This window comes from Nostoc sp. UHCC 0302 (assembly GCF_038096175.1).
In the GTDB taxonomy this organism is placed as follows: Bacteria; Cyanobacteriota; Cyanobacteriia; order Cyanobacteriales; family Nostocaceae; genus UHCC-0302.
Map to the genome: position 1 here is coordinate 153,920 of NZ_CP151102.1, position 22,787 is coordinate 176,706.

The 22,787-nt window shown below is 40.0% G+C and carries 20 protein-coding genes and 3 pseudogenes; 13 read left to right on the forward strand and 10 right to left on the reverse strand.

What is annotated here, in order from left to right; translation table 11 throughout:
* Positions 1 to 213 precede the first annotated feature (213 nt).
* Both WKK05_RS40895 and WKK05_RS40900 read right to left on the reverse strand, forming a co-directional pair.
* Positions 214 to 441 (reverse strand): hypothetical protein, encoded by a 228-nt coding sequence (locus WKK05_RS40895; protein WP_341531945.1) that lies wholly within the window; start codon positions 439 to 441, stop codon positions 214 to 216.
* Positions 438 to 1,349 carry an aspartoacylase gene (locus WKK05_RS40900; RefSeq protein WP_341531946.1) on the reverse strand — a complete coding sequence of 304 codons (912 nt, stop codon included), beginning with the start codon at positions 1,347 to 1,349 and terminating at the stop codon, positions 438 to 440. The genes WKK05_RS40895 and WKK05_RS40900 overlap by 4 nt, the downstream gene beginning before the upstream one ends.
* A gap of 212 nt (positions 1,350 to 1,561) precedes the next feature.
* On the opposite strand from WKK05_RS40900, the gene WKK05_RS40905 reads away from it, so the two are divergent.
* Entirely contained in the window at positions 1,562 to 2,491 is a 930-nt protein-coding gene (locus WKK05_RS40905; protein WP_341531947.1) for a LysR family transcriptional regulator, read from the forward strand.
* Positions 2,492 to 2,679: 188 nt separating this feature from the next.
* On the opposite strand, the gene WKK05_RS40910 is transcribed toward WKK05_RS40905, so the two are convergent.
* The 3 genes from WKK05_RS40910 to WKK05_RS40920 form a co-directional block, all read right to left on the reverse strand.
* Complete coding sequence (locus WKK05_RS40910) at positions 2,680 to 4,056, reverse strand: serine hydrolase (RefSeq protein ID WP_341531948.1); 1,377 nt, start codon at positions 4,054 to 4,056, stop codon at positions 2,680 to 2,682.
* A 104-nt stretch (positions 4,057 to 4,160) separates the two neighbouring features.
* On the reverse strand, positions 4,161 to 4,352 hold the full coding sequence (locus WKK05_RS40915) for a hypothetical protein (RefSeq protein ID WP_341531949.1): 192 nt from the start codon (positions 4,350 to 4,352) through the stop codon (positions 4,161 to 4,163).
* A 44-nt stretch (positions 4,353 to 4,396) separates the two neighbouring features.
* Entirely contained in the window at positions 4,397 to 4,963 is a 567-nt protein-coding gene (locus tag WKK05_RS40920) for a GIY-YIG nuclease family protein (protein WP_341531950.1), read from the reverse strand.
* Between the two features lie 339 nt (positions 4,964 to 5,302).
* Here WKK05_RS40920 and WKK05_RS40925 point away from each other — a divergent pair, with 339 nt between their 5' ends.
* Positions 5,303 to 7,060: a PQQ-binding-like beta-propeller repeat protein gene (locus WKK05_RS40925; RefSeq protein ID WP_341531951.1), complete on the forward strand. Its 1,758-nt coding sequence runs from the start codon at positions 5,303 to 5,305 to the stop codon at positions 7,058 to 7,060.
* A gap of 829 nt (positions 7,061 to 7,889) precedes the next feature.
* Here the strand turns inward: WKK05_RS40925 and WKK05_RS40930 are convergent.
* Positions 7,890 to 9,239: pseudogene (locus WKK05_RS40930) on the reverse strand (transposase).
* Between the two features lie 131 nt (positions 9,240 to 9,370).
* Between WKK05_RS40930 and WKK05_RS40935 the strand changes: the two are divergent.
* The gene (locus WKK05_RS40935) at positions 9,371 to 9,529 is read left to right on the forward strand and encodes a CopG family transcriptional regulator (protein WP_341531952.1); all 159 of its coding nucleotides are present in this window, start codon (positions 9,371 to 9,373) and stop codon (positions 9,527 to 9,529) included.
* Positions 9,530 to 9,557: 28 nt separating this feature from the next.
* On the opposite strand, the gene WKK05_RS40940 is transcribed toward WKK05_RS40935, so the two are convergent.
* Entirely contained in the window at positions 9,558 to 10,700 is a 1,143-nt protein-coding gene (locus tag WKK05_RS40940; RefSeq protein ID WP_341531013.1) for an IS4 family transposase, read from the reverse strand.
* Positions 10,701 to 11,079: 379 nt separating this feature from the next.
* On the opposite strand from WKK05_RS40940, the pseudogene WKK05_RS40945 reads away from it, so the two are divergent.
* The 4 genes and pseudogenes from WKK05_RS40945 to WKK05_RS40960 form a co-directional block, all read left to right on the forward strand.
* Positions 11,080 to 12,390, forward strand: a pseudogene (locus WKK05_RS40945) (IS66 family transposase); the annotation flags it as partial.
* A gap of 278 nt (positions 12,391 to 12,668) precedes the next feature.
* Entirely contained in the window at positions 12,669 to 13,976 is a 1,308-nt protein-coding gene (locus WKK05_RS40950) for an IS4 family transposase (RefSeq protein ID WP_341531632.1), read from the forward strand.
* Positions 13,977 to 14,010: 34 nt separating this feature from the next.
* A pseudogene (locus WKK05_RS40955) lies at positions 14,011 to 14,181 on the forward strand (IS66 family transposase); the annotation flags it as partial.
* A gap of 213 nt (positions 14,182 to 14,394) precedes the next feature.
* Positions 14,395 to 14,643, forward strand: a complete 249-nt coding sequence (locus tag WKK05_RS40960) for a hypothetical protein (RefSeq protein ID WP_341531953.1) — start codon at positions 14,395 to 14,397, stop codon at positions 14,641 to 14,643.
* A 161-nt stretch (positions 14,644 to 14,804) separates the two neighbouring features.
* Here the strand turns inward: WKK05_RS40960 and WKK05_RS40965 are convergent, their stop codons facing one another.
* On the reverse strand, positions 14,805 to 15,533 hold the full coding sequence (locus WKK05_RS40965) for a response regulator transcription factor (protein ID WP_341531954.1): 729 nt from the start codon (positions 15,531 to 15,533) through the stop codon (positions 14,805 to 14,807).
* 178 nt (positions 15,534 to 15,711) lie between these two features.
* Here WKK05_RS40965 and WKK05_RS40970 point away from each other — a divergent pair, with 178 nt between their 5' ends.
* The 3 genes from WKK05_RS40970 to WKK05_RS40980 all read left to right on the forward strand — a co-directional run bounded on the left by WKK05_RS40970 (position 15,712) and on the right by WKK05_RS40980 (position 17,218).
* Positions 15,712 to 15,969, forward strand: a complete 258-nt coding sequence (locus WKK05_RS40970) for a hypothetical protein (protein WP_341531955.1) — start codon at positions 15,712 to 15,714, stop codon at positions 15,967 to 15,969.
* Positions 15,970 to 16,385: 416 nt separating this feature from the next.
* Positions 16,386 to 16,601, forward strand: coding sequence for a hypothetical protein (locus WKK05_RS40975; protein WP_341531956.1), 216 nt, complete (start codon positions 16,386 to 16,388; stop codon positions 16,599 to 16,601).
* Between the two features lie 329 nt (positions 16,602 to 16,930).
* Complete coding sequence (locus WKK05_RS40980; protein WP_341531957.1) at positions 16,931 to 17,218, forward strand: hypothetical protein; 288 nt, start codon at positions 16,931 to 16,933, stop codon at positions 17,216 to 17,218.
* Between the two features lie 310 nt (positions 17,219 to 17,528).
* Here WKK05_RS40980 and WKK05_RS40985 read toward each other — a convergent pair whose 3' ends face one another.
* Complete coding sequence (locus WKK05_RS40985; RefSeq protein ID WP_341531958.1) at positions 17,529 to 18,845, reverse strand: glycosyltransferase; 1,317 nt, start codon at positions 18,843 to 18,845, stop codon at positions 17,529 to 17,531.
* A gap of 166 nt (positions 18,846 to 19,011) precedes the next feature.
* Positions 19,012 to 19,335, reverse strand: a complete 324-nt coding sequence (locus WKK05_RS40990) for a hypothetical protein (RefSeq protein WP_341531959.1) — start codon at positions 19,333 to 19,335, stop codon at positions 19,012 to 19,014.
* An 842-nt stretch (positions 19,336 to 20,177) separates the two neighbouring features.
* On the opposite strand from WKK05_RS40990, the gene WKK05_RS40995 reads away from it, so the two are divergent.
* The 3 genes from WKK05_RS40995 to WKK05_RS41005 are packed head-to-tail and all read left to right on the forward strand — an operon-like array spanning position 20,178 to position 22,699.
* Positions 20,178 to 20,930, forward strand: coding sequence for a POTRA domain-containing protein (locus tag WKK05_RS40995; protein WP_341531960.1), 753 nt, complete (start codon positions 20,178 to 20,180; stop codon positions 20,928 to 20,930).
* Positions 20,931 to 20,936: 6 nt separating this feature from the next.
* Positions 20,937 to 21,935: a ShlB/FhaC/HecB family hemolysin secretion/activation protein gene (locus WKK05_RS41000; protein WP_341531961.1), complete on the forward strand. Its 999-nt coding sequence runs from the start codon at positions 20,937 to 20,939 to the stop codon at positions 21,933 to 21,935.
* A gap of 41 nt (positions 21,936 to 21,976) precedes the next feature.
* Positions 21,977 to 22,699, forward strand: a complete 723-nt coding sequence (locus WKK05_RS41005; RefSeq protein WP_341532202.1) for a ferritin-like domain-containing protein — start codon at positions 21,977 to 21,979, stop codon at positions 22,697 to 22,699.
* The last annotated feature ends 88 nt before the right edge of the window (positions 22,700 to 22,787 follow it).

Below are 22,787 nucleotides of genomic sequence, written 5' to 3' on the forward strand. Positions count from 1 at the left end.
GGGTGTAACCCCTAGAATCTTCTCCAGTCTTAAGATTTTGGAACCACCTATAAAGCAGTAGATAAAAATATTTAACAGTACGTCCGGTATAGGTTTCAGACTTTGGGAATCAAAGCTGAGGGGAGCAACTGTACATCATCTGACGCGTTACAAGCTTAAAGCTAAGCTCTAAGTCCACAAACCGAAAGCAGGATGAAGAAAGACTAGAGGCGTTTAAAGAGGCGGAATATTTTGTTGACAACCCTTCAATTCAAAACGTTGGCACATTTGAGCGCACTTGTGTTTGAGATCAGAGTACAACATTTTATCTTGAGTTTCCTTAAAAAGCTCGACAACACAAGCATCAACTGGATTGTCATTTTTGCTAAAAGTTCCTTGCCAGAAAAGCCAGAACACGGTAATAGCAACACCGATAACAAAGTAGTCCAACAACTCTTTCATAATGCCTCTACAACAATTTGTCGCTTGTTAGTTAAACACATGGCAGTGCCTTGCTCGTAATAAGCGGCTTCATTAATGAAAATTGGGTAAATAGTCGATGCACCTTTATATGTAATTATTTCTTCGTCAAAAGCAAGAAATATTGGCTCTCCAGGATTTAAAGGCGCAAAATCTCTAGACTGAAGTTGTGGGTGAATCATTGCTTGAATCTCTCCATGCTCATTTCTGGGATAATCCACAGTTCCTACATATTCATACAGTGTGAGCGTATTGGTATTAGACTGGGTTAAACCTTGATTGAATGCTTGTAAATAGTCCAAAATGGCATAAACTATTTCCTTTGTTTTCTGAAATAAAACTGCATCCAACACGCCTTGAGGTACTGGCCCTACTTCAATCGCAAAACCTAATTCGCATTGAGAAATCAAAACGTTATTTGCCGCATTAGATGGTATATAAATAACCCTCACTTCTGGATTGATTGAACTCAAATATACTGCTAGCTGCAACAACCAAGGATGAAGTTTGACTAGAATTAAAGTCAACCCCATGTTTGCAGTTGTACTGTGCAAATCTACAAACATACTTATTTGTGATTGATTTTGAGATTTAAGATTTTTGTAAATTTGCTTTGCTAGCTTATCTTCAAAAGTAGAGAGTGTCGGATCGTTTAGGTCTTCACGATTAAAGCTGCGGTTTAAATCTTTCTCAATATGACGTCTGCATTCTGCAACAGCTTTGGGATTAGCTAACAATGTAGATGATTCAAAGCTAGGTCGTTGAATTAAGTGGGGAACTTTCTCAAAGAGTTTAATTAGATATACTCCTATAAGCTCATTCCCATGTATTCCACCAATAATCATTACAAACTTAATTAAATAGTTGGTAATTTCTTTGGTTTCTCTCATAGTTCTGTTGGAGATAAATTTGAATTAATTTATTTATCACATAAGTACTTGATAAAGTAAATGCTTTATTCCTCTTTTTATCTAACAAAATTTGCATTGAACAAATCAAAAGTTACATACCAGAAAGAACGGTTTAACAATAAAACTATGATATAAACCTTATTAACAAGAGTTTAATTAGTAATATTGAATTGCATATTAGAGATAATTTTATGAATCTAGAAGATATAGAGCTTTTTCTTGCTTTAGTAAAAAATGAACTCAATTTCAGTCGGACTGCTGAAAGTTTAAACGGTATTGACCAACCAAATTTAGGTAGGCATATTCGTCAATTAGAAAAGGACTTGGGATACTCAAAGATTCCATGTATACTTATTGACCGGAAACAACGAAAATTAACATCTGCCGGAGAAGTCTTTAACAAAGATGCTGTTGAGATTGTAAGGCTGCTCAAACAGGCAAAAGAACGAGCATTTAGAGCTAGTTGCGGAGAGGACATAAGACAGTTAGTTATTGCAGTTAATAGCTCAATTACTAACAGTGTTCTACCAGTAGTACTGCAAACTTTTCGTAGCCAGCGTCCTGATGTCAAGCTAGTTCTATGCGAGTCACCGCCCCAAGACCAAATACAGCAGTTGCTAGATTATCAAATTGACATTGCGTTTAATTATTTACCCTTGGATGAGCATCCTGATTTAATTTATGTGCCTATTTTGCAAGAGCCACTAGTGATTGCTTTATCTGAGTCACACAAACTAGCAGATGAAGCTCAAATTCCGCTCAAAGCATTAGCGGATGAATCTTTTGTCTTACCTTCACCAGATATAGTCCACTTTTATAAGCAAATTATCGACTTTTGTAAACAGGTTTTTGGTCGGGAACCAGAAATTGTGCAACAAGCAACTTGGATGCTAACTGTATTGAGCTTAGTCGCAGGTGGTGTTGGGGTGTCATTACTGTTGAAGAATGCCCAAAATATTCAGCGTCAGGGAGTTGTTTATAGACTAATTAAAGGAATTGAAGCAGACAAATTAAAAATCCAGACTGTTGCACTAATGCGGCGCAATGAGCAATCTGCTGTTTTAAATGAGTTTATAGAGATTGTCAAAAATATAGTATTACAGAAAAGCTTAGGAAAGTAAGTGTAATTCCGAAGCCAAAATCAACATTAGTTTTACTTAAAATTTTTTATAAATTTCTGGTAATTCATTGTCACTAATTTTAAATAATTGAGAATAAGCTGTAGTCTGAAACCCTTGCTATTTTGTTGTTTCACGACTTAACGGGAAAAGTCAGATCACAATTAACTAACATTACTTGGCAGGGTAGTTCATTTAGCAAAAGCCGCTAATATTTGAGGAATAAATTGTTGATGCGTCGCGTTTTCATTTTTCCCCAGATGAACGATCACTAGTTGGTGTGAAGGAATAATAGCAATGTATTGATCCTGAAATCCTTGAGCGGTAAGAATTTGGTTTTTTCCAGATAATGTAGCAACGTCCATCAACCAAAAATGAGCGCCATAATTTTTCTTGGGGGAAAGCTCAGTTGGGGTGCGGCTGTACTTTACCCAGCCTTCTGGTAAAATGCGTTGCCCTTCCCATACACCATCTTGTAAATAAAGTAGACCAAATCGCGCCCAATCCCTTGCTGTAGCATACATGAAAGACGAGCCAACAAAGGTTCCCGATGCATCCTGTTCGAGTACAGCACTCTTCATACCCAAGCGATCAAATAAGGCGCGACGGGGAAATGCTAGATAATCAGCATCGTTACTGAGCGCGTTGCGGATTACACGGGAAATAATGTTAGTTGTCCCACTAGAATATTGCCACTTAGTATCTGGAGCGGCTTCTAAGGGCTGGTTTGCCGCATATACAGCCGTATTTGACCGACCATATAGCATTTGAATCAAATCTCCTAGAGGATTTGATTCTGTTTCGTTAAACTTCAGCCCGCTACTCATGCGAAGCATCGAATCTAGAGTAATTTCCCTGCGGCGATCGCCCCTATTGTTCCACTCTGGCATCAGATTTTTATCTGTCAGCGATAGTTTACCCGACTTTACTAGAATCCCCACAAGTGCATTAATTACACTCTTGGTCATCGACCATCCAGGTAAAGGCATTTGAGCGGAAAACCCTGGCGCGTAGCGTTCGGCGATAATCTGACCTTTATAAACAATAACTACAGCCCTAGTGTGCTGTTGGGGATGGAAAACCCTGTTTAGAGCTTCTTTGATGAGTTTTTGGTTAATTTCAGGTGATTCTCGGTCTGTTTGCCCTAGCAACCACTGTTCATCTAGTTTTTGGGGAACCAAATCCATTGGCTTCAATGGTGAGCGCAACTCTGCTTGAGAGCTAGCGATGACTAGAGTACAACCAAGCCCATAACGAAAGATGGCTTGATGTTTTGCCAAGCCGAAAATACTTGCTGTTACAGATTGTTGTGGGCGCTCAATCTTTACTTGAATTGACTTGACAATTGACTGTTCCAGTGCTGATAAACCCTTGATCTCAGCTAAAACATCTTGGTTGAAAATAGATTCACGAGTGCGCCCAGAGACAAATACACCTGAACAGAATTGTTTAGCTTGATAAGCCGTGCCAGTACTCAAAACTCGCCACAATGTATAGCCAAAATAGCTCGCAACACCCAGGCTAATTAACCCCAAACTAAAAAATATATACTTGAGGCTTTGTTTCATCTATTAACTACCAATTTCTTGACATGGCGGAATTCACAATCATCACTAACCGAATTGAAGTAAGATATTTCGTTGATTTTGGGCTTCATGCCGAATAAAGAAAATCATACTTCATCCCTGAGCCACTCCAACCCACTCCTCAGCGCCGCAGAAGCTGTGTAGTAAATTTTTTGTTCTCCAAATATCCCACCTGTCCGACTGATGACGCAAAACTGCCAGCATTTTCCAGATGTGTAAAATACTATCAGGACGCTGCTTTTGATACAGATAACCTCATCAACCTTGATTTGGGACATTTGGCGGTGTCATGATTGTGATCCCCAAATGTCGTTTACTTTTTCTACCCAAATGGCTGCCCCCATCGTTTCCAATTCTCTTTGTTGAAAGGTGAGCCCCACTTCCAAATCAAGCTCAATTCCAACTCTTGTCGTGCGCGTCGGTCAACGGGAGCATCCCACCAAAATGCCGCATTTACCGCAGTCTCAATCCCATAGCGATAGTGCAAATCTTGGTAGCTGCCGATATAGTCTTTGCAGGCGTGTATGCCCTTCCAGCGCTTGTTACTTTTGCAAGTTTCCCCCACATACAGTACAACACAAGCAGCCGAGTCAATTATGAAATAAAGACACGCTTCCCCTGGGCTATCTGATGGCATTCTCCAAAAAGATAATGGCGCAAGCCGCAGCAAGAGCGGATCAATTCGTTCTGGGTCGCAATGCTTAGCTGCAATGTCAAATAATGCCGTCTGCTGTGGTGATTTGTTCTCTCTTACCTTCTGCTGATACTCCGAAACTTGCCTTTTCCACTTCAGCAGGGCATCAGCACTCATAACCAACGTCTCTGTTCGACGTGCTGATGTCAGGGGTAAATCTGAGAAGAGGTCTAGCTGATTCGGTTCCAAGGTCATCACTGGAAGTTACTTTCCCAATAGATTATCCCCCAAAACTGAACTGAGTAAACCTGTTAACTGCTTTCTTGGTGCAATGCCACCGGAAAGGGCGGGTACGCCATCGCATTCTTTGGAACCGGAACCGGAATCATAAACTTATTTTTGCGCCCAAACCTGCGTGAGGCGAGGTATTAAAATAGTTTGATTTTTTTCACTCGTTCTACTTAGATTTTTGAAATTTTCATATTGCTGATGTTGGAATGATTCATAAAAATTAAGTATTGTGCGTTATTTATATCAATTAAACTGCTTATGTCGGTGCTGATAAAACATATTTTAAGCAAAAGGGGTTAGGTTATGTTGTTGAAACATATAACCTTTTGGATTGCCTTGGTAACCTTACCAATGGCTACAGCGTTTAGTATCCCTGACTTCAATTTTCAAGCTCGGCCAACTTATGCTGGTAGTGCCAAGCGTCTGTTTTTTAATGGGTCAGAGCGCCAGATCGATAAAAATAATGTATCTCAGCTGACTGTTAAATGGCAATTTCAGACTGGAGCAATTGTAACGGCATCTCCAGTCATCTATCCGATCAAGCTAAATAAAAGCAAACCTGTATCAATTGTATTTGTTCAAAGTTGGGACAATAACCTTTATGCACTGCGTCTTTCTAATGGCACTGAGGTCTGGCGTTTTAAGACCGAAGTACAACCAGGTGCTGGCTTTCCCAATGTTGGCTCTGTTCATATAGATATAGTGGACGGTAAGCAGAGACTCTTTTTCGGTGCAGGCGAAACCATGTATGCGCTCGAACCAAGCACTGGTAAGCAGATATGGAAATTCTATGCTGGCACAGGATGTTCTGAAAAATCCAAGTTGTGCGGTTTTGGCAAAGAACGCAACCAAACCGAATCTTCACCGATAGTTGCTAACGGAAAAGTGATATTTGGCATGGATGTCAATGACCTAGAAGGCGGTAAAGGGGGAGTATATGCTCTAGATGCCCGTGACGGTCGCTTGCAGTGGTATTTTGACGTTGATACTGCTCAAACTTGTCGTGCTTTTCCAAGAGATGAGATTCGAGCATTTGATGGCTATCATACAGAACAGCAGCTAGGTTTACCTCAAGGATTCTTAGCGAGTCGCCCTGGTTGCGACTTTGCTCGAACGCCGACTGGTTGTGGCAATGTGTGGTCATCACCAGCCGTTGATTTTAAAAGAAGGTTCATTTTCTTGGCATCAAGCAATTGTGATGTAGACGAAGATCCCAAAACACTTAAACCATCGCCACCGAGTTCACCATTCAATGAGGCAATTTTTGCTTTAGATTTTGATGGCACACCAGTATGGCGCTGGCGACCAAGAGAAACGTGTGAAGGTGGTGGCTTTGAGTGCTTTAATGCTGATTTAGCGTTTGGAGCAGTACCAAACTTGTTCCGTATTCAGGTCAACGGTAGACTCCGTGATGTTGTAGGTGTAGGCAACAAGGATGGTACGTACTACGTTATTGATCGCGATGGCATCAATCACTATAATGGCGTGCGCTGGGACGACTTGGATGCTAAACAACTTCCATACTGGCGACGCAATGTGGTTCCTGGCGGTGTTGCTGGTGGCATTCTTGCCACGGCGGCAGTAGATGAGCGCTCACGTCGGATCTACTTTTCCACAGCCCCTGGAGGAATTAACGATACCTTTAATCCCCAGACACCAACTATCCATGCTCTGAATATGGATACAGGAGATGTGTTGTGGCAAAACTTTACAGAAAAACCGGATGATGCCAGCTTTTCTCCTGTTTCAGCCATTCCTGGAGTGGCTTTTACGGGTAGTATCTTACAAGGCGTACTTCGTGCCTATGACACAGATACTGGTCTTCTTCTTGCACGGATTCCAATTGCTGAACCTGTGTCTATTCCTGGCTTCCCACAACAGATCCCTACTCCCATTGTGTCTGGTGCAGTCATCTATAACGGTATAGTTATCGTTGGAGCAGGTACAGGCCAGCGCTCTGAAAATCCCGCAGACCTTTTTAATATCTCGTCATTCTTGCCACAAAAGATTACCGCTTTATGTGTCCCTGGCACTCCAGCCTGTCACAAAAGCAATGAGTAAAAATGGTTTTTTGAAGAAATTTGAGAATCTATATCTCAAGGTGATCAGCAGGGTTGAGCAAAGTTATTGGTAAGAACGGCTAAGAGAATATGTAGACAAACGAATTGAAAAAGTGGAGAAACAGTCAACTTACTATAGTTTTGTCCAGAAATTAGTTTACTGTTTCAAACCCGGAATTAGCATCTAAATATTTACAGGAGCGATCGCCTACGGCGGGCGTTTCGCCATCGCAATCAGGCGGGTACTTCCACCATCGCACTCAAGGGCGGGCTCCCGCACCGCCATCGCCTGAGAATCAGTTAGTGAGATTGGGTGATATTGGTTTAAGGAGTAAAAAAAAACACAACGCTCGGCAGATATTCAAAATTTATTAAATGTTAATGCCTCTAGAAATTTTTCCAAAGGCGTTAATATTTTGTTAAATTAGAGAGTTAAATATAGTGATAGGCTCGAAGTTCATATCCAAAGTTTAGCTTAGTTGATTCAATCTCTGGATAAAGAGCAGATGAATATTGGATTGCTATATATAAAAATAGCGTTAACCAAAATCTAATCGGCAGTACTTGCTTAGTATAAGTCTTTTGCTTCTCTAGTTTCTCATGTGCTTCTTAATAACATCTATAGAAAACGTAAGTAATTTTAAAATACGTATAAAGTTCATATAAATGATTTATTAGTGAAGTTTTGGATAGCAAGTAAATACCCTGGTAAAGGATGTGCTAGAAATAGTTTTACGGCAAGTATGCTGTGCTTAACATCTAGCTGAGGCTATTGTTTGTTAACAGGAGCATTTGACGTTGTAAGTCTAGATAACAATACCTCTGCCAATTTACGAGGGTTCAACGCCAGTGGAAACGGGATGAATACGTCCTAAAGCGGTAAGCTTGGCAAAAATCTGGGTTAATAAAATAGGCTCAGGCATTTCCGGAAGCATTTTTAATATTTCACGAACATATCGAAAACCACGATAATAAGCCTTAAGATCAATAATGCCGGAGCTGGGATTATGCTGACGAAAATCAGCGAGAAGATGGTGGGATAAATTGACCATGAAGAATGCTAGGTTAGCAGCATTAGTTACCGCAACTTGGCTCAAGTTCATAAAATCTTCCAGCCCCAAAAACTGCTTGGCATCACGAAAGTTAAACTCAATTTGGAAGCGCAGTTTGTAGTAATCAATTATTTTCTCATATGACAATTCTAGGTCGCTAGTAAATAGAATTACATGACTACGAGCATTAGTTTTAAGATTAGTTTTGACTTGACTAAAATAACTATATTCAGTGCTTGGGCAAATTCCTTGTGGAGTAGAGTAGCTTGATAAATATCAGTTTTGATATCGTCTTCAATAGTACTTTTACATAAATACTTATCAGGTATGTTGCAATAGTCGAGCTTATCACCGTATTTGCGACGAGAGCGTTTATTGGAGTCAGGATATTGATAGGGTATATACAATGCCGAATCACAACGCAGCTTGGAAATTATATGTAAGTTAACTTGTCTAGCCATTTGCAAGGCATTATTGTTTCCAAAATGACCATCTAATACTAAGTAAGTTAAAGGGATAAAGTTAGCTATTAACTTGAATAAATTATTAATCATCTTCTTAATTCTTAGTAATTCCGATGTGAGAATTACTTCTGTTTTGTTTTTATTTTTACTCCCTTTTGGTCGTCCCCGTCGACGTTTTTCTTTAGGTTTGATTTCTGCTAATCTTGGCGATATACTACTTTTTTCTATATCGCTCTTGATTACCTGTTCTATCTGAATCGGAAACGAGTGCCTTTGTTCAACACTTACTAATGACAATGTAAAAAAAGATAGTCCTGATATAGGTTTGCTAACTAGGCTAGAAAAAAATCTATCCAGCCCATAAGTTTGTTTCCCTGATTTACTTATTACAACTTCATCTCCTGCCAGCAAATATACCTCATTCGCACGGAACAAATGCTTGCGGAAAAATAGCCAAAACAACGTTGTCCAAGGTATTACTGTATGAAAGAACCTCAACATCGTCCGGTAACTACCACCAGTGCTTGTCCAACGTGAGATTCAAGGGCATAGTGACTCGCCCGCTCATCGCTAACATCGCCAGGATTATATGGCTCATTCGGCGCATCGTCGTAGCATTTATCTGCGGTAACAAGCATTGTAACAGTGATAGGATATCGGGCATGGGTTGATTGTGGCTTTTGAGTTGTCGTTTGGGAAGACAATAACTCTACTACATCAGCCCTCTCTCTTCACCCTCTTATTTTGGCTAAGGTATTGGATAACAAAAGGAAATTTGAAAAGCAAGAGTAAGTCATGAACAAACAATGGGCTGTTAAACGAATCACAATAAATCTCGCATCAACTGAAAGCGAAAAACTTGAACGATATTGTGCAATTACGGGCAGACCAGCAACTGATGTGATTCGGGAGTTAATTCGCTCTTTGCCAATAACAGACGTTATCAGCGCCTGAATAGCCCCTTGAGGGGGGACAAAAAGGGCTAGAATGCAGATAAAATAAGCCTCATAGCCCTTTCTCCTTGTTGATAATACTTACGCTTATTAGGAGCTAGTGTCATTAACTCAGCCACCAATTCATAAGAATTTTCCATGAAATCGACCCAGTTAGACCCATATAATCCAATATAAAAACTGCTATGACGGCGAACTGTCCGCCCAGATTCTTTAATTCTGCCTACATATTTTTGAACACCCATGCGTTTAATTTTTTGACCAGATATAGTTGCAGCCGTGTATGCAAGTGAGATTAATAATATTAGGGAAATTAGCCTTTGACCTGATACATTAGTATCTTCTAAATTATAACCACCGCTTTTAAAATCTCTAAACATTTCCTCAATATCAAAACGTTGTTTATAAGCCTTAATAGCCGAATCTAAATCATCTAAATTAGTCAGAATAAACCAGCCCTCTTCCGGCGCAACTCCAAAACGTTTCCGTTTCCATTTAGTAGCGAGATTAAAGCTAACAAACCCTTGAGATTTCGTATATTTAATACCTTGGTAAAAGAAGGAAAGACCAGGTGCTAAACCCAAATCTCTTAATTGCAGCCAAATTTCTGGTTCTATTTCTATAAATGCGTCCTTTTTTAAGCGTAAGCAGAAATATACTTTCTGCTCTGTGAGCCAGTTAGCCAACTTTATTGAACAAAATTCTCGGTCTCCTAACACTACAATTTTATAATCCTTGAAAATCGGTAATGCTTTTTTAAATACTGCTTCTTGTTCATCAAAATTACTTGAGCCTAACTTGTCTAATAGCTCAAAATATATTGGGATAGACCTTTTGTCCCAAACCACGCTAATCATTAATAGATTAATGCATCCCCAATTAGTCCGATCTATAACTACATAAATAACTTCATTTAAAGGAAAATTTATTTCTAGCCAGCTTTTGATAATTGGAAACCAAATTTCTTCAACATTGATGTAATTTAAAGATAAAAATCGCTGAAGTTTTTTCCTTCTACTTTCAAATAGTATTGGTATTGGTAAAGCAGTCGCTAGCGCCTCAAGGCTAACAGTTTTAATAGATTGTAATAAACAGATAAGGAGTTTTAGTAATAAGTATTCAGTACGTCCAAGCTCTCGCTTGAGGTGTGTCTCGTAGAATTCTGGTAATATTATCATTAAATAGAGCTTATTGCGAATGAATGCTCTTTTTGTTTTACCACAAATTGCTACACTCGTTGCCCTATATCTATTTCAGGGTATTTCGTATCCCCTCAAGGAATAGCCCACACAATGAAGACTACTTCTATTACACACAGCCCTTGGGAGCTGTTCGTTATTAATTTAAAGTCCAATCTTTAAATACTTCAGTTTATATAAGGCGTGTGCGCTAAGCAATACTTTTCGGATAAACCCAATAATCTCTCTTTTGGTCTGGGGAAAGGTAAATTCAAACCCTTTCCCTTTCCCCTTTCCCCCAAAACCCGAAAAGGTAAGGATTCAGGTGGCAGGGTATTGACAAAGGGGACACTTGAGGGAGAATATCGCAAATATGAACCAAAACCTGCCTCAAGAATTAGATCGAGAAAGCTTGAACCAGTTATCAAAAGAAGAACTGGTGGATATCATCATTGAGCAGAGCAAGGTAATACGTGATTTACAAAAAATCATTTTAGAACTACAGCAAGAAATAGAGCGTTTAAAAATCAGTAGGGATTTAGACAGTTCTAATTCGTCGAAACCACCATCTGGAGACATCCACAAAAAGAGCGAAAACAAAAAGGTACCCCTGCAAGAAGAATCAAATCAACCGAAAAAGAAACCAGGTGGACAGCCAGGACATCAAGGTAAAACTCGTAAGGGGTTTGGCAGAGTAGACCGTTATGAAATCTTACGTCCAAGTGATTGTATCTGTTGTGGTAACAAAGCATTTGCACCCCTAGCAGTAAAAGTAGAAAAACAGGCTGTAGCGCAATTAGTAGAACGTCCCATTGAAATAGTAGAATATCAACGCCATACCTGCGTGTGTGAGTGTTGTGGAAATGTACAAACAGCCTCATGGTCGCCAGATATCGTTCCAGGACAAGATTTAGGAGTTAGATTACAGGCGTTTTTAGGATGGGTAAACAATTATGCACACATGCCTTATGAAAAACAGCAAGAAATGTTGTGGGAACTGGGGCAAATTGAAATTGGGTTAGGAACGTTAGTTGCAACTAATGAACGAATCCAACAAGCGATTGAACCAAGCATTAATGAATTGAGCAATTGGGTAAAACAGACACAACCTAATGTTCATGTGGATGAAACACCTTGGTCAGTCAAAGGGATCAAAGAATGGTTGTGGGTAGTTGCCAATTCTGATTTCTGCCTGTTTACTGCTGCTGACACTCGTTCACGAGCCGAATTATCAGCCATTTTAGGGACTGAATATACAGGGGTACTCAGCAGCGATGATTTTAGCGTTTACAATGGTTATCCAGCTTTTGCCCAGCAGAAATGTTTGGCTCATCTACGCCGACACTTCAAAAAACTAATTATTCTTCCAGGTCTTCACAACCAAGCTATCGGTGAAACGTTTGTTAATTTAATTGATGAAGCCTTTAGGAATTACGCTCAATGGTTTGAGAGCCTTGACTCCTTGGGTTACAACGATTGGGTCAATCAATTTAAATCTAAGTTGCACTCCTCACTTAATCAGTGGATTGACAAGGCAGGAGCTACAGCTGGCAACCTTTTACGTTCTTTGCGTGATAAAGCAAATCAATGGTGGTATTTTCTTGATTATCCTGAAGTTCCTCCAGATAACAATCAGGCTGAACGATCGCTTCGTTTGGCTGTGACAAAGCGTAAGGTTAGCGGCATCGGTGAGAGGTTAGAATAAAGTAAATTTTGTCAATCAGTTAAAATACTCAAAAAAACTTTAATGAAAATGATAATCGTGCGTGGGGGAGGGGAAGGAGGCGAGCGACACTCGCCTCCTTCCTCTCTATTTGATTATCATTATCTATAAGTTTTTAACGGCTAAAATGTGAGGCAAAAAAGTATTGTAACGAGAGAATAAATTTTTCAAAAGTGAGTTTCATTATTATTGTAAATTCAGTAATCAAATGCGGTAATGAAAAGTGCTTGTTGACTACTATGCCCAAAGCTGCAAAACGAAACTCCGACCACGCGCAAAAGCATAATACTCCTACCATAGATAATGAAGCGATTGCGTCGCATTTAGAAGAGTTACTAACTCCAGCTATCTTTGCTCAACAAAAATACTATAAGCAGTTAGGTTTACGAGATAGAATTATCAACCTATCCTTCATGGTAGCAGCAGTATTAACTTTATTGTGGCGACAAGTTCCTGGAGTTCAAGAATTAACAAGGCTTTTAGCAAGAGAAGATTTATTGTGGTGTCGTTCTAGAATAATTGCTCAACAATCTCTTTCTGAAAGATTTTTAGTATTCCCATCTGAATTATTTGAGCGAGTATTTAAAGATTTACTACCTCAGTTACAACTTAATTGGCAACGACGGCTGAAGCGACCACTTCCTGATAGTGTTAAATTTGCACTTCTTAATTTTGAACGAATTTGGATAGCTGACGGGTCTACATTAGAAGCCTTATTCCGAAAGCTAAAAAGCCTAGAAGACTTGAAAACAGGTCAATTAGCAGGAAAGATTTGTACAGTTATTGATTTAGTCAATCGCTTACCTATTGAAGTTTGGTTTCACACTAATCCTGCTGCATCAGAAACTAACTTTGAAGCTCCATTGCTGAAACTACTACCTGCTAAAACTCTGATCTTACTTGATAGAGGTTTTTATCATTTCCACTTTTTACAACAACTCATTAACCAAGAAGTTCATTTTATTACTCGTTTAAAAGCCAAAGCATCTATTAAGTACTTAAAAATTTTCAGCTATGACCATTCAGTTAAAGACCGATTGATTCAACTTGGAACTGTTCGTCGTGGTGCACCAGTGCTTACTTTACGTTTAATAGAAATTAAGGTTGGTAAAACTAGCTATTCTTATATTACTTCTGTCCTCGACCCACAAATCTTACCTCCTTACGTTGTCGCAGATTTATATCGCCGAAGATGGAGAGTTGAAGAAGCTTTTTACGTGGTCAAGCGTTTATTGGGACTGTCATATTTATGGACTGGTTCTATTAATGGTGTGAAGTTACAAGTGTGGGCAACTTGGCTCTTTTATGCAGTATTGGTTGACTTGGGAGATGCGGTTGCAGACGAATTATCTTTGCCATTTGACCGCATTTCTTTAGAGATGATTTTTCGTGGTTTATATCATTTTAGTGTCGCCTATGATAAAGGTAAGGCGGATGACCCAATTAAGTACTTCGCTGCCAAAGAAAATCAAGATTTAGGAGTAGTTAAAGCCCTGCGAAAACCAGTCTCCAAGCTGGATTTATCGCCTTTTCCCGCACCCTCTTGACAAAAGTGCAATCACTCTAACCTCTCACTGATGGGTTAGCGGTGGTTCCCGTTCAATGGAGCGGTTTCAACACACTGCTAATTTGTTGACTGTGGTACAAACCTGCCGCCGTCAAGGTAGGTCTGTAATTGATTTTTTTGCACAAGCTCTACTGGTTGGTTCTCTTGACTATCAGTCTCGTCCGTCTCTACTTCCTGGATATTAGACCTGAATCCTTACCCGAAAAGTATTGGTGCGCTAAGTCTTTATTGTGTTCTCTATGCTGCAAGAGTCGAAAGCAATGCATATATCTACCAAGAGAATGTGTTGCTCTCGTCTTGCTTTTTAAGTGAGCAACCAAAAGTAGCAATATTCTACTTACGCCTTGCACTAAATTCTCTATGTTCCTTCATATTTTTAATCCTATAAGCTACTCACAATGATTTCAGTTGCGTTAATGTTTGATGATTCTGCTTTAAGTATTAGACCTGATTTCAACAGTGAATCGGTGACAGTTGTTCAAATGAGCAGAGTACCCAATATTGGCGAATCTGTAGAGATTTATGCAAATCAGAACGTCTATTCTCAAGCAGAAAAGTTCACAGTTACTAAAGTTACTCACTGGGTTCTTTTGCAAGGAGACTTTACAGACTCGGAGCCAAAAGCTGAAATTACTCTTGCTTTATAAAGCTAATTCCGACAAAATTTAGAACAGAGCCAGTTCGTTGCATAAATTTTGAGCATAACATCGAACTCAGGGGATTATGATTGCACTCTCGTTATGTCGCTCCCAAGAGCAATTATATAATCTGCTTCTTGTGTAAAACTCAGGGAGTGAATCTTACTTGATTAGACTTCTGATTCAATAATCCGTTGGAAAAGATAACCCCTACCACGCGCTGTCAAAATCAACTCTGGGTTGTTGGGGTCGGACTCTATCTTTGTCCGCAGCCGCGAGATATGCACATCTACCACACGAGTGTCTACATTACGCCCTGGTACATAGCCCCACACTTGTTGCAACATTTCTAATCGGGAAAAGACTTGTCCAGTGTTGTTTACTAACAATTCTAATAAACTAAACTCCATACCAGTCAGGCGAATCCGCTCATTGTTTTTGTGAACTTGGCGTTTATTCATATCGATTTTCAGATTGCCTACACGGATTATCCCAAAATTAGGAATCGTATTGGCACTGCTTTTGTGGTCGCGTCGTCGTAGTACGCTAGCAATTCTTGCTTCTAACTCCTTGGGAGAAAATGGTTTTACCATATAGTCATCAGCGCCTAATTCTAGCCCAGTGATTCGGTCTGCGATATCTCCCAAGGCTGTCAGCATAATAATTGGCACATCTGACTGTTTACGTAATTCTTGACATACACCGTAGCCATCCAGCTTCGGCATCATTACGTCCAGAACTATTAAGTCAGGAGCGGCTACATGAAAAGCTGACAAAGCTTCTTCACCATCACTAGCTGTGACCACATTGTAGCCAATCATGGAAAGTCGTGTCTCTAAAATCCGGCGAATGCTAGCTTCATCGTCTACTACCAGAATCCTTCCTTTATCGCTTTCCACGTCTGTGCATTGTTAATTAATGTATTTTTAGCCAAAAAAACTGAATATTTTTGCCAAACTGGCATAACTTTACCCCATATAACTGAATTAATAAATAAAAGATAAATATCTTGAAATAACCTCACCAACGCCATCGCTTGCTTGACTTTGATGGGTTCAAATTAATCAGGGCGAAATAATGGATGAAGCTAATCTTGAAGACAAATACAATTTTCTTTCCCCTCGTAGTTGTTACTACGGTCAGATGAAGCCAGAAAATTTAGTTTTCAATGCCAACTTACAAGAATTTACTCAAAAAGTCGGTTACATTTCTGCGCTGCAAACCAGTGGTAAGCTTGACCCGTCTGAGTCTTACAACCAAATCAAGGCACTTTGGAAACAGTTAAAGCACAGTCAGAGAGAATTGGGAATTACTAAATCCCCACCATCAGCTTGAACTTACTGGGAGCAACGCGAAAAAGTGAGATCCTCGTGAAATAGGCTGTTCTTGAGCAGGGGGAGCAGGGGGAGCAAAGAGACATATTAGTACTTTTTACTACTGAAATAGATTGTTTATACAATTATTTCTTTCTCTTCCCCTGCCTCCCCTGCCTCCCCTGCTTACCCATCTCACAAAATCGCATTGCTCTTGAACTTACTTTAATTCTGGCAGCACCAAAAGAAACTCATGCTCCCGTTAGCGACTCTGCTGAGAGCGCTGTCTAACTTGGGAAAATCTTAAGTATAATTACTCATGCCTCTCCCGATAGAAGCTAAAGAGCTTAAAACTTTGTAATAATTTTCCGTAGTTGCTGTTATCCAATTTCAAAATTAATTTTAATGCACTAACTGTTGATTGAAAGAGAGTTTTTTATGTCAGTTTTTGACGAGGAAAAATATTTCCATACACAATTAGTCAAACACGGTGTCAATTATAATTTAGCAGCAACAGCAGCCAAGGTTATAGCTTCTGGCAAATCGGATGAGCTATTGACACCAGAAGAAATACGTTTGGCAACAGAGGCTTGCAAAGAATGGTCGAAACAGCGTCAACGTCTAGAACGGGTTAATTCTCTTTCAAATATGTGAGCAGGATACCTAAGCTGTTACTTAGCTATACCCCGGAACATCCTAAAATACTTAGATAAAGAGTACCCACAATTCTGTATCGTTTGAGTACTCTGCTATGCAAACTATTTCCTAACCATCTATCAACAGCTTAGTTACTGTCTTATACATCAAAAACCTACTTAAGATAGATTACTGACTCATACTTGCGTTGGTTGTACTCATGTAGCAACGCACCCATGTATGACAGTTAATAAATCGCGTCTACCTAGCAGGACATATATAGTTGCAAAAAATACGTTTATTTGCCGTATTTCCCCAAATTTTGTTAATCTGGGAGTTCCTGACCTATGTTGACCCCAAGATTCCCTATGGATTTGCGCCAACTGATCAAAAAAACTGAAAAACCCATTCGTAAGAAAATAGACCCAACCCCATCACCTGCCGAAGCTACTGAGATACCGGAAATTCAAGATATTCCCGAACCAGTAATTGAACCCACTCCATCCGCATACATCGAAGCGTCCGAATCTGACTATATTCCTGAATACTATCGCCCCTTACGCTCCGTTGGTAACTCTGGTTGGCAACCGTCTGACGTGTGGCGCGATATCCGGGTGGATGACTTCTGTGGGTGAGCTAGGCAGTTAAATTATACAGTCGGCTAAGCGAATTAACTCTAATAAAACTTAGAGTGATGATTTTTATTATTCCTATGGATAATAAAAATATGTAGTAGGCTTTTATTCTTATGTAGCAAGTTTATTAGCGGTTTGATTCAGTAAAAGTGTAGTAAGTTCTAATGAAGATATGCCTTGAAAAAATGGGGGGAAAAGCAATTTCGGTGTTGTATAAATAGTTGCTATTTTGTCAGGGTGTTTTAGTACTGCCTGCATATCTGTGCCAAGCGAGAAACTCTCGCTTAAACATAAAGGCTATCGCACATCATTACTCATCCTGCAATAACCCCAAATGTCGATGGAATGCTTTAACAGCATTTGCTACACCATCTTCACCCCTTATCTTCTGGCCTAACTCTTGGGCTTTCTTCTTCATCACCTCATCGCTTAGTACAACTTCAATAGCCTCCGCCAAAGTTTCAGTAGACAATTTTTTATACGGGATTGGTGGTGGGCTGACTCCCAGTCGGGTTAACTTTTCACCCCAAATTGGTTGGTCTGCAAAAAATGGTAAGGTCACTGATGGTATACCTGCACGTAACACCGCCGCTGTTGTACTTGCACCTGCGTGATGTACCATTGCCTTCACTTGGGGCAAAAGCCAGTCATGGGGAACTTCCTTAATCACAAACACTCGTAGCGAATCTTTTACATGCACCGTTCTTCCAACGTTCCCCCAACCTGACAAGATGATGCCGCCTTGATGGGTTTTCTTTAAGGCTTCTACAATGTAATGTGTAAGATATTCTGGATTAGCCATCGTCATGCTGCCAAATCCAAAACACAAAGGTATTTGCTTTCGTCCTAAAAAATCTTCTAATTCCGGTGGTGGTTTGTAGTCACCTGAAGAGTCAATAAACCAGAAACCTGTCACATACGCCCAATGCGGCCAGTCATGAGGTTTTGGGATAACGTGTGGGCTAAATCCATACAGTACAGGGATTTGCGATACATTTGCCGGAGTCTTCTGTCTAAAGCGACTGCCCAAATATGGCAGGGGCGGCAATTTCAAAGTTTCGGTTCTGAAGTGATTGAGCAGTTTTCGATATCTTTGCCAATATAAAAACTCTACTAACAAGTAGCTGCTATAGTTAATCGCTTTCCTTAATGGGTTTTTAGCTATTTGACCAAATCTTAAAAACCCAAACATCCCTGTCGGAGTCAACGGCAGACATGATGCAAAAAAACAAGGTACGCCTAATTTCTCCGCTATATGATATCCCCAGTTGGCTAGCGGCGTGTAGATAATTACATCGCTTTCCTGACACGCTAACCAAGCAGATTCCAACTGTTGAAGCAAAAGTTTATCTCCTTCTTCTGGCTTCAACTTTTCTCCCGCTATCAATCGCTGCCCTTGTTTTGATTGCAGAAACTCCTGCATATTTCCAGCGATCGCTGCAAACTTTAAATCGAACTGCCTAACAAATGATGCAAAGTTCTCATGCGTTGCCAGCGTTACTTCATGCCCCGCACGCTTCAAGCCAATAGCCAAAGCGCAGTATGGTTGCAAGTCTCCCCTTGAACCTACTGTTAGTATCGTAATCTTCAGTTTTCGGCTTGGAGCAGTAGGTCTACTTTGGCTCAAATGCTTCTCCTGCTGGTAAAGGAGGTTAGACTTCACTCATTTTAACCAATTGTGAGTCAGGCGATCGCGAAAGCTTATCGCTTACAACGGGGTTTCCGCTCTCGCTTTGGAGTCAATTGAGATTCAATCAAAAAACTAATGCCCCCAATCGGAGGCATCTCTTCATCTATTTTCTAGGAACAAGGGCAATCAACCATAACCCGAACCACTCACGAAGCAAAACATTTTCGCGTTTTATCGCTGCTACAACTCCACTATATGAGCGTACAAAAAGCCTTTCGTCTTCTGAAGAAAATGAAACTGCTAGCTCCTCTCCACAGTACTCGCCAATACCTGGAAGATTAAAGTCTGCCGCCGGGAAAGGTAGATGATTCCGGTTCAAATTCTCAGGCGACAGGAATGTCCGCATTTCTTCCGGCGTGCTGGGCAATTCTATCAACAACTCGCTCAACTTCTGCTGCTGCAAGCCTTCGGCGGTCATCGGGTTCATGAACCACAGCCCATCGCGGAAACCTTCATTACTGAACATATACTTCTTCCTACACGTTTTTCACGAAAATCACGCGAAGCGTAATGAAGCTATACCACCTGCATACGTCGAAGGCTACCTATTTAAACTATATCCCTAAACAATATCTCTACGAGCGGTTGATAACGGGAGCTTGACAAATGTTTTTCTCATACTTGTAAGTGCTGTATAACTCTTTATTAGAAGCCAAGTAAAGTTATTCATTTGACAAAATACTGTGCCCAATAACTTAGACTTTCACTGGTAACAACAAACTTTTAATAGATTCCACGGCTGCGCCATCCCGTGTCCCATTCAATATTACAGTCAGGACAGTACTAGTGAATAGCTGGCTTTGCCTCTCTGACTGCGGATAGTTTACGCTTACATCTTGGGCAGCAATAGTAAACAAAAGAAACTAAAATTAAGGCAGCTTATGAACCTAAGTCAACTATTAATGTCCTTAAGTTACACACCTCAAAGAAACACACCTTGATTTTTAACACTTAAACAGTCAATTTCCTGAATTCGAGTATGACTTAATTACAAAGTGAACGAGGATGCTCGCCGCGCTATTAACACCACTTTGATGATTAATATCAGGTTGATAGACAGAAAATTCGACATCTTGAAGTATAACCAAAAAAAAACTTAACTCACTATTCAGAGATCACTGATAAAAAACTTATACGCATTTTAATTTACTGATATAATATTCGTTTAGTTGACAGCAATTAACAACATTTTATGGCATTACCATCAAAAAGCCTTTTTAAGGATTATTGATGGCAATACCGTGCATCACAGTCACAACGTTTTAATTAATGACCAATAAGTTCCCTAGAAAGATTGCGGTTCTGGGTGTGTTTTTTATGCTTAATGCCGTAGTTTCCAAACCTTTGAAAGCACAGGTGACTCCACCCTCCCCAACAATTCCACAAGTCATACCTAGAGATGTTCAGCCGCCTTCAAATGCCCCTCTCCAACCCCAGGAGCCACAGCAACCCCCTCCTTCTCCACAACTACTGGCTCCTTCTACTCCTGCTCCCACTCCTGATGAACAATTTCCTAGCAATACTTCTGGAACTTTCATTGTGAAAAAATTTGAAGTTGTTGGCAGCACAGTTTTCAGTCAACAAGAGTTAGCTAAAGTTCTTGAAGAATTCACTAATCGCCCTATCTCACTCGATGAACTATATTTAGCTCGAAAGAAAATCAGTGACCTATATATTAGCAAAGGTTACATTCGTTGTGGTGCTTATATTCCACCTCAAAAAATCCGTTCTGGTTTTGCCAGAATACAGGTAGTCGAAACTCAACTAAGTGATATCCAGATTGTAGGTACGCAACGCCTAAATAAGAATTATATTCGTAGTCGTATAGCAACAGGAAATAATGGCCCTCTCAATCAACAGCGGTTGCTAAGGTCATTGCAACTGTTGAAGCTCGATCCTTTGATTCAAAACTTATCTGCTAATTTACAAACTGGAGATGCTCCTGATGAGATTAGGCTAGTTGTAGACGTTGTTGAGGCAAAAACATTCAGCACTCAAATTACTTTAGATAATGCACGTTAGCCTGCTGTGGGCAGCTTCCAACGCCGACTACAAGTTAACGAAGCCAACTTGCTGGGGCTAGGAGATAGCCTGAGCGTCGGTTACAGCAATACCGATGGAAGTAACATTTTTAATGTAGGCTACACACTACCAATCAATCCCCAAAACGGGACACTCTCTTTTAATTACGGTACAGCACAAGGTAGTGTCATTGAACATCCTTTCAATATTTTAAATATTAAATCAGCTTCCCGCTATTATGAACTGACATTCCGCCAGCCTATAGTCCAAAAGTACGAACAAGAATTTGCTCTTGGTTTTACTGCCTCTCGCCGCGAAAGTGAAGCAAGTTATATTCCATTAGAAGAACGGGTTCCTTTTACTCAACTAGGCTCTGATGAGCAAGGACGTACTAGAGGATCAGTATTACGATTTTTTCAAGAGTGGACTAGTCGTGACAACCACCAAATCCTTGCGGTGCGATCGCAATTTAACCTCGGTATTGGTGCGTTCAACGCCACAGTTAATCAAGATGCTCCTGATAGTCGTTTCTTTTCTTGGCAAGGGCAGGCACAGTGGGTACGATTATTAGCTCCTGATACTCTATTGTTAGTCCGCTTCAATACTCAATTAGCAACTACTTCAGTCGGACCTATAGAACAGTTCGGTGTAGGTGGGATTGAAAGTGTACGTGGTTATCGTCAAGATTTACTATTAGCTGATAATGGTGCTTTTGCATCCGCCGAAATTCAACTTCCAGTACTTCGCGTACTCAATAACAACGGAGTATTGCATTTCAGCGCTTTCACTGAATTAGGTGTTGCTTGGAATAACTCAGATAGTGAAAATGTTAACACCAACAACCCTGATACTTTAGCTTCAGTTGGACTGGGATTGCGCTGGTCGATGGGCAATCGCTTAACTGCTCGTCTTGACTGGAGTATTCCTTTGGTAGAAGTTGACCAACCAGATAGAACATGGCAGGAAAATGGGATTTACTTCTTTTTACAGTACAATGCTTTTTGAATTTGTTCTATTCTTATCCTATATCATCAGCAAAAATTCTTATGAATCTCTTGACATATATTATGCATTTGGCAGGCACAGGAGCGGCTACTTATTATATTTCAACTCAAATCCGAGACTCAAAAACGCGCCCTAATGTTTTAGCAGGCTTACAACTATCAGAGGCTAGTTCCGTACCATTTTTATCTTTACTCAGTGAACGTGCAGCTAAAGAAGGGAATACATGGTTAGCAGAAAAACTTGCAAAACACGCTTTAGATGAAACTAAGCACAGTCGGATTTTTGCACACGCTTTAAAGCAAATGAATAAACAAGCAGTTGAGGATCAACCTCACCTTGAAGCTGAATCTACTAGCAAACAAAAACCTAGTCCTTTTTTTCTAGCATATTTTGATGGATACACTTTAGAAGAACTCAAGCCTACAGTCATTAACTGGGATGTATTTCTTGGTAGTACATATATATTAGAATTGGATTCTAGTAAAGATTACAAAACAATGGCAAAAGTTTTGCCGGAGAATGAATTGAGTACTCGGAATTTAAAAAAGGGACTGTTAAGTATAGCTGAAGATGAAGCTAGCCATGCAGCTTATCTCTATGAAGGAATGATGCAACGAATGTCTATTAATCAAGTACAAAAACTTGTAGATGATTGGCGTATTCGCAAGGTAAACTCTATCTTCAGGATGGCTACTAGTGTTTTCCAAAATGACAATAATGCCCGTTCAATATCTCAAGATATCGAGATAATAAAAAATACCTGAACAATAGTACTTGCAAAAGTAAACTATGCTGACTTTGCTCATGTTTTACAGAACAAAGTATAAAGATTGTTTCCAAAGTATTTAGTCT

Excerpts from the sequence above, each read along its gene's own strand:
- WKK05_RS40895 (WP_341531945.1), bottom strand. The coding sequence starts at position 441 with ATGAAAGAGTTGTTGGACTACTTTGTTATCGGTGTTGCTATTACCGTG.
- WKK05_RS40900 (WP_341531946.1), bottom strand. The coding sequence starts at position 1,349 with ATGAGAGAAACCAAAGAAATTACCAACTATTTAATTAAGTTTGTAATG.
- WKK05_RS40905 (WP_341531947.1), top strand. The coding sequence starts at position 1,562 with ATGAATCTAGAAGATATAGAGCTTTTTCTTGCTTTAGTAAAAAATGAA.
- WKK05_RS40910 (WP_341531948.1), bottom strand. The coding sequence starts at position 4,056 with ATGAAACAAAGCCTCAAGTATATATTTTTTAGTTTGGGGTTAATTAGC.
- WKK05_RS40915 (WP_341531949.1), bottom strand. The coding sequence starts at position 4,352 with ATGTCCCAAATCAAGGTTGATGAGGTTATCTGTATCAAAAGCAGCGTC.
- WKK05_RS40920 (WP_341531950.1), bottom strand. The coding sequence starts at position 4,963 with ATGACCTTGGAACCGAATCAGCTAGACCTCTTCTCAGATTTACCCCTG.
- WKK05_RS40925 (WP_341531951.1), top strand. The coding sequence starts at position 5,303 with ATGTTGTTGAAACATATAACCTTTTGGATTGCCTTGGTAACCTTACCA.
- WKK05_RS40935 (WP_341531952.1), top strand. The coding sequence starts at position 9,371 with ATGAACAAACAATGGGCTGTTAAACGAATCACAATAAATCTCGCATCA.
- WKK05_RS40950 (WP_341531632.1), top strand. The coding sequence starts at position 12,669 with ATGCCCAAAGCTGCAAAACGAAACTCCGACCACGCGCAAAAGCATAAT.
- WKK05_RS40960 (WP_341531953.1), top strand. The coding sequence starts at position 14,395 with ATGATTTCAGTTGCGTTAATGTTTGATGATTCTGCTTTAAGTATTAGA.
- WKK05_RS40970 (WP_341531955.1), top strand. The coding sequence starts at position 15,712 with ATGGATGAAGCTAATCTTGAAGACAAATACAATTTTCTTTCCCCTCGT.
- WKK05_RS40975 (WP_341531956.1), top strand. The coding sequence starts at position 16,386 with ATGTCAGTTTTTGACGAGGAAAAATATTTCCATACACAATTAGTCAAA.
- WKK05_RS40980 (WP_341531957.1), top strand. The coding sequence starts at position 16,931 with ATGTTGACCCCAAGATTCCCTATGGATTTGCGCCAACTGATCAAAAAA.
- WKK05_RS40990 (WP_341531959.1), bottom strand. The coding sequence starts at position 19,335 with ATGAACCCGATGACCGCCGAAGGCTTGCAGCAGCAGAAGTTGAGCGAG.
- WKK05_RS40995 (WP_341531960.1), top strand. The coding sequence starts at position 20,178 with ATGACCAATAAGTTCCCTAGAAAGATTGCGGTTCTGGGTGTGTTTTTT.
- WKK05_RS41005 (WP_341532202.1), top strand. The coding sequence starts at position 21,977 with ATGAATCTCTTGACATATATTATGCATTTGGCAGGCACAGGAGCGGCT.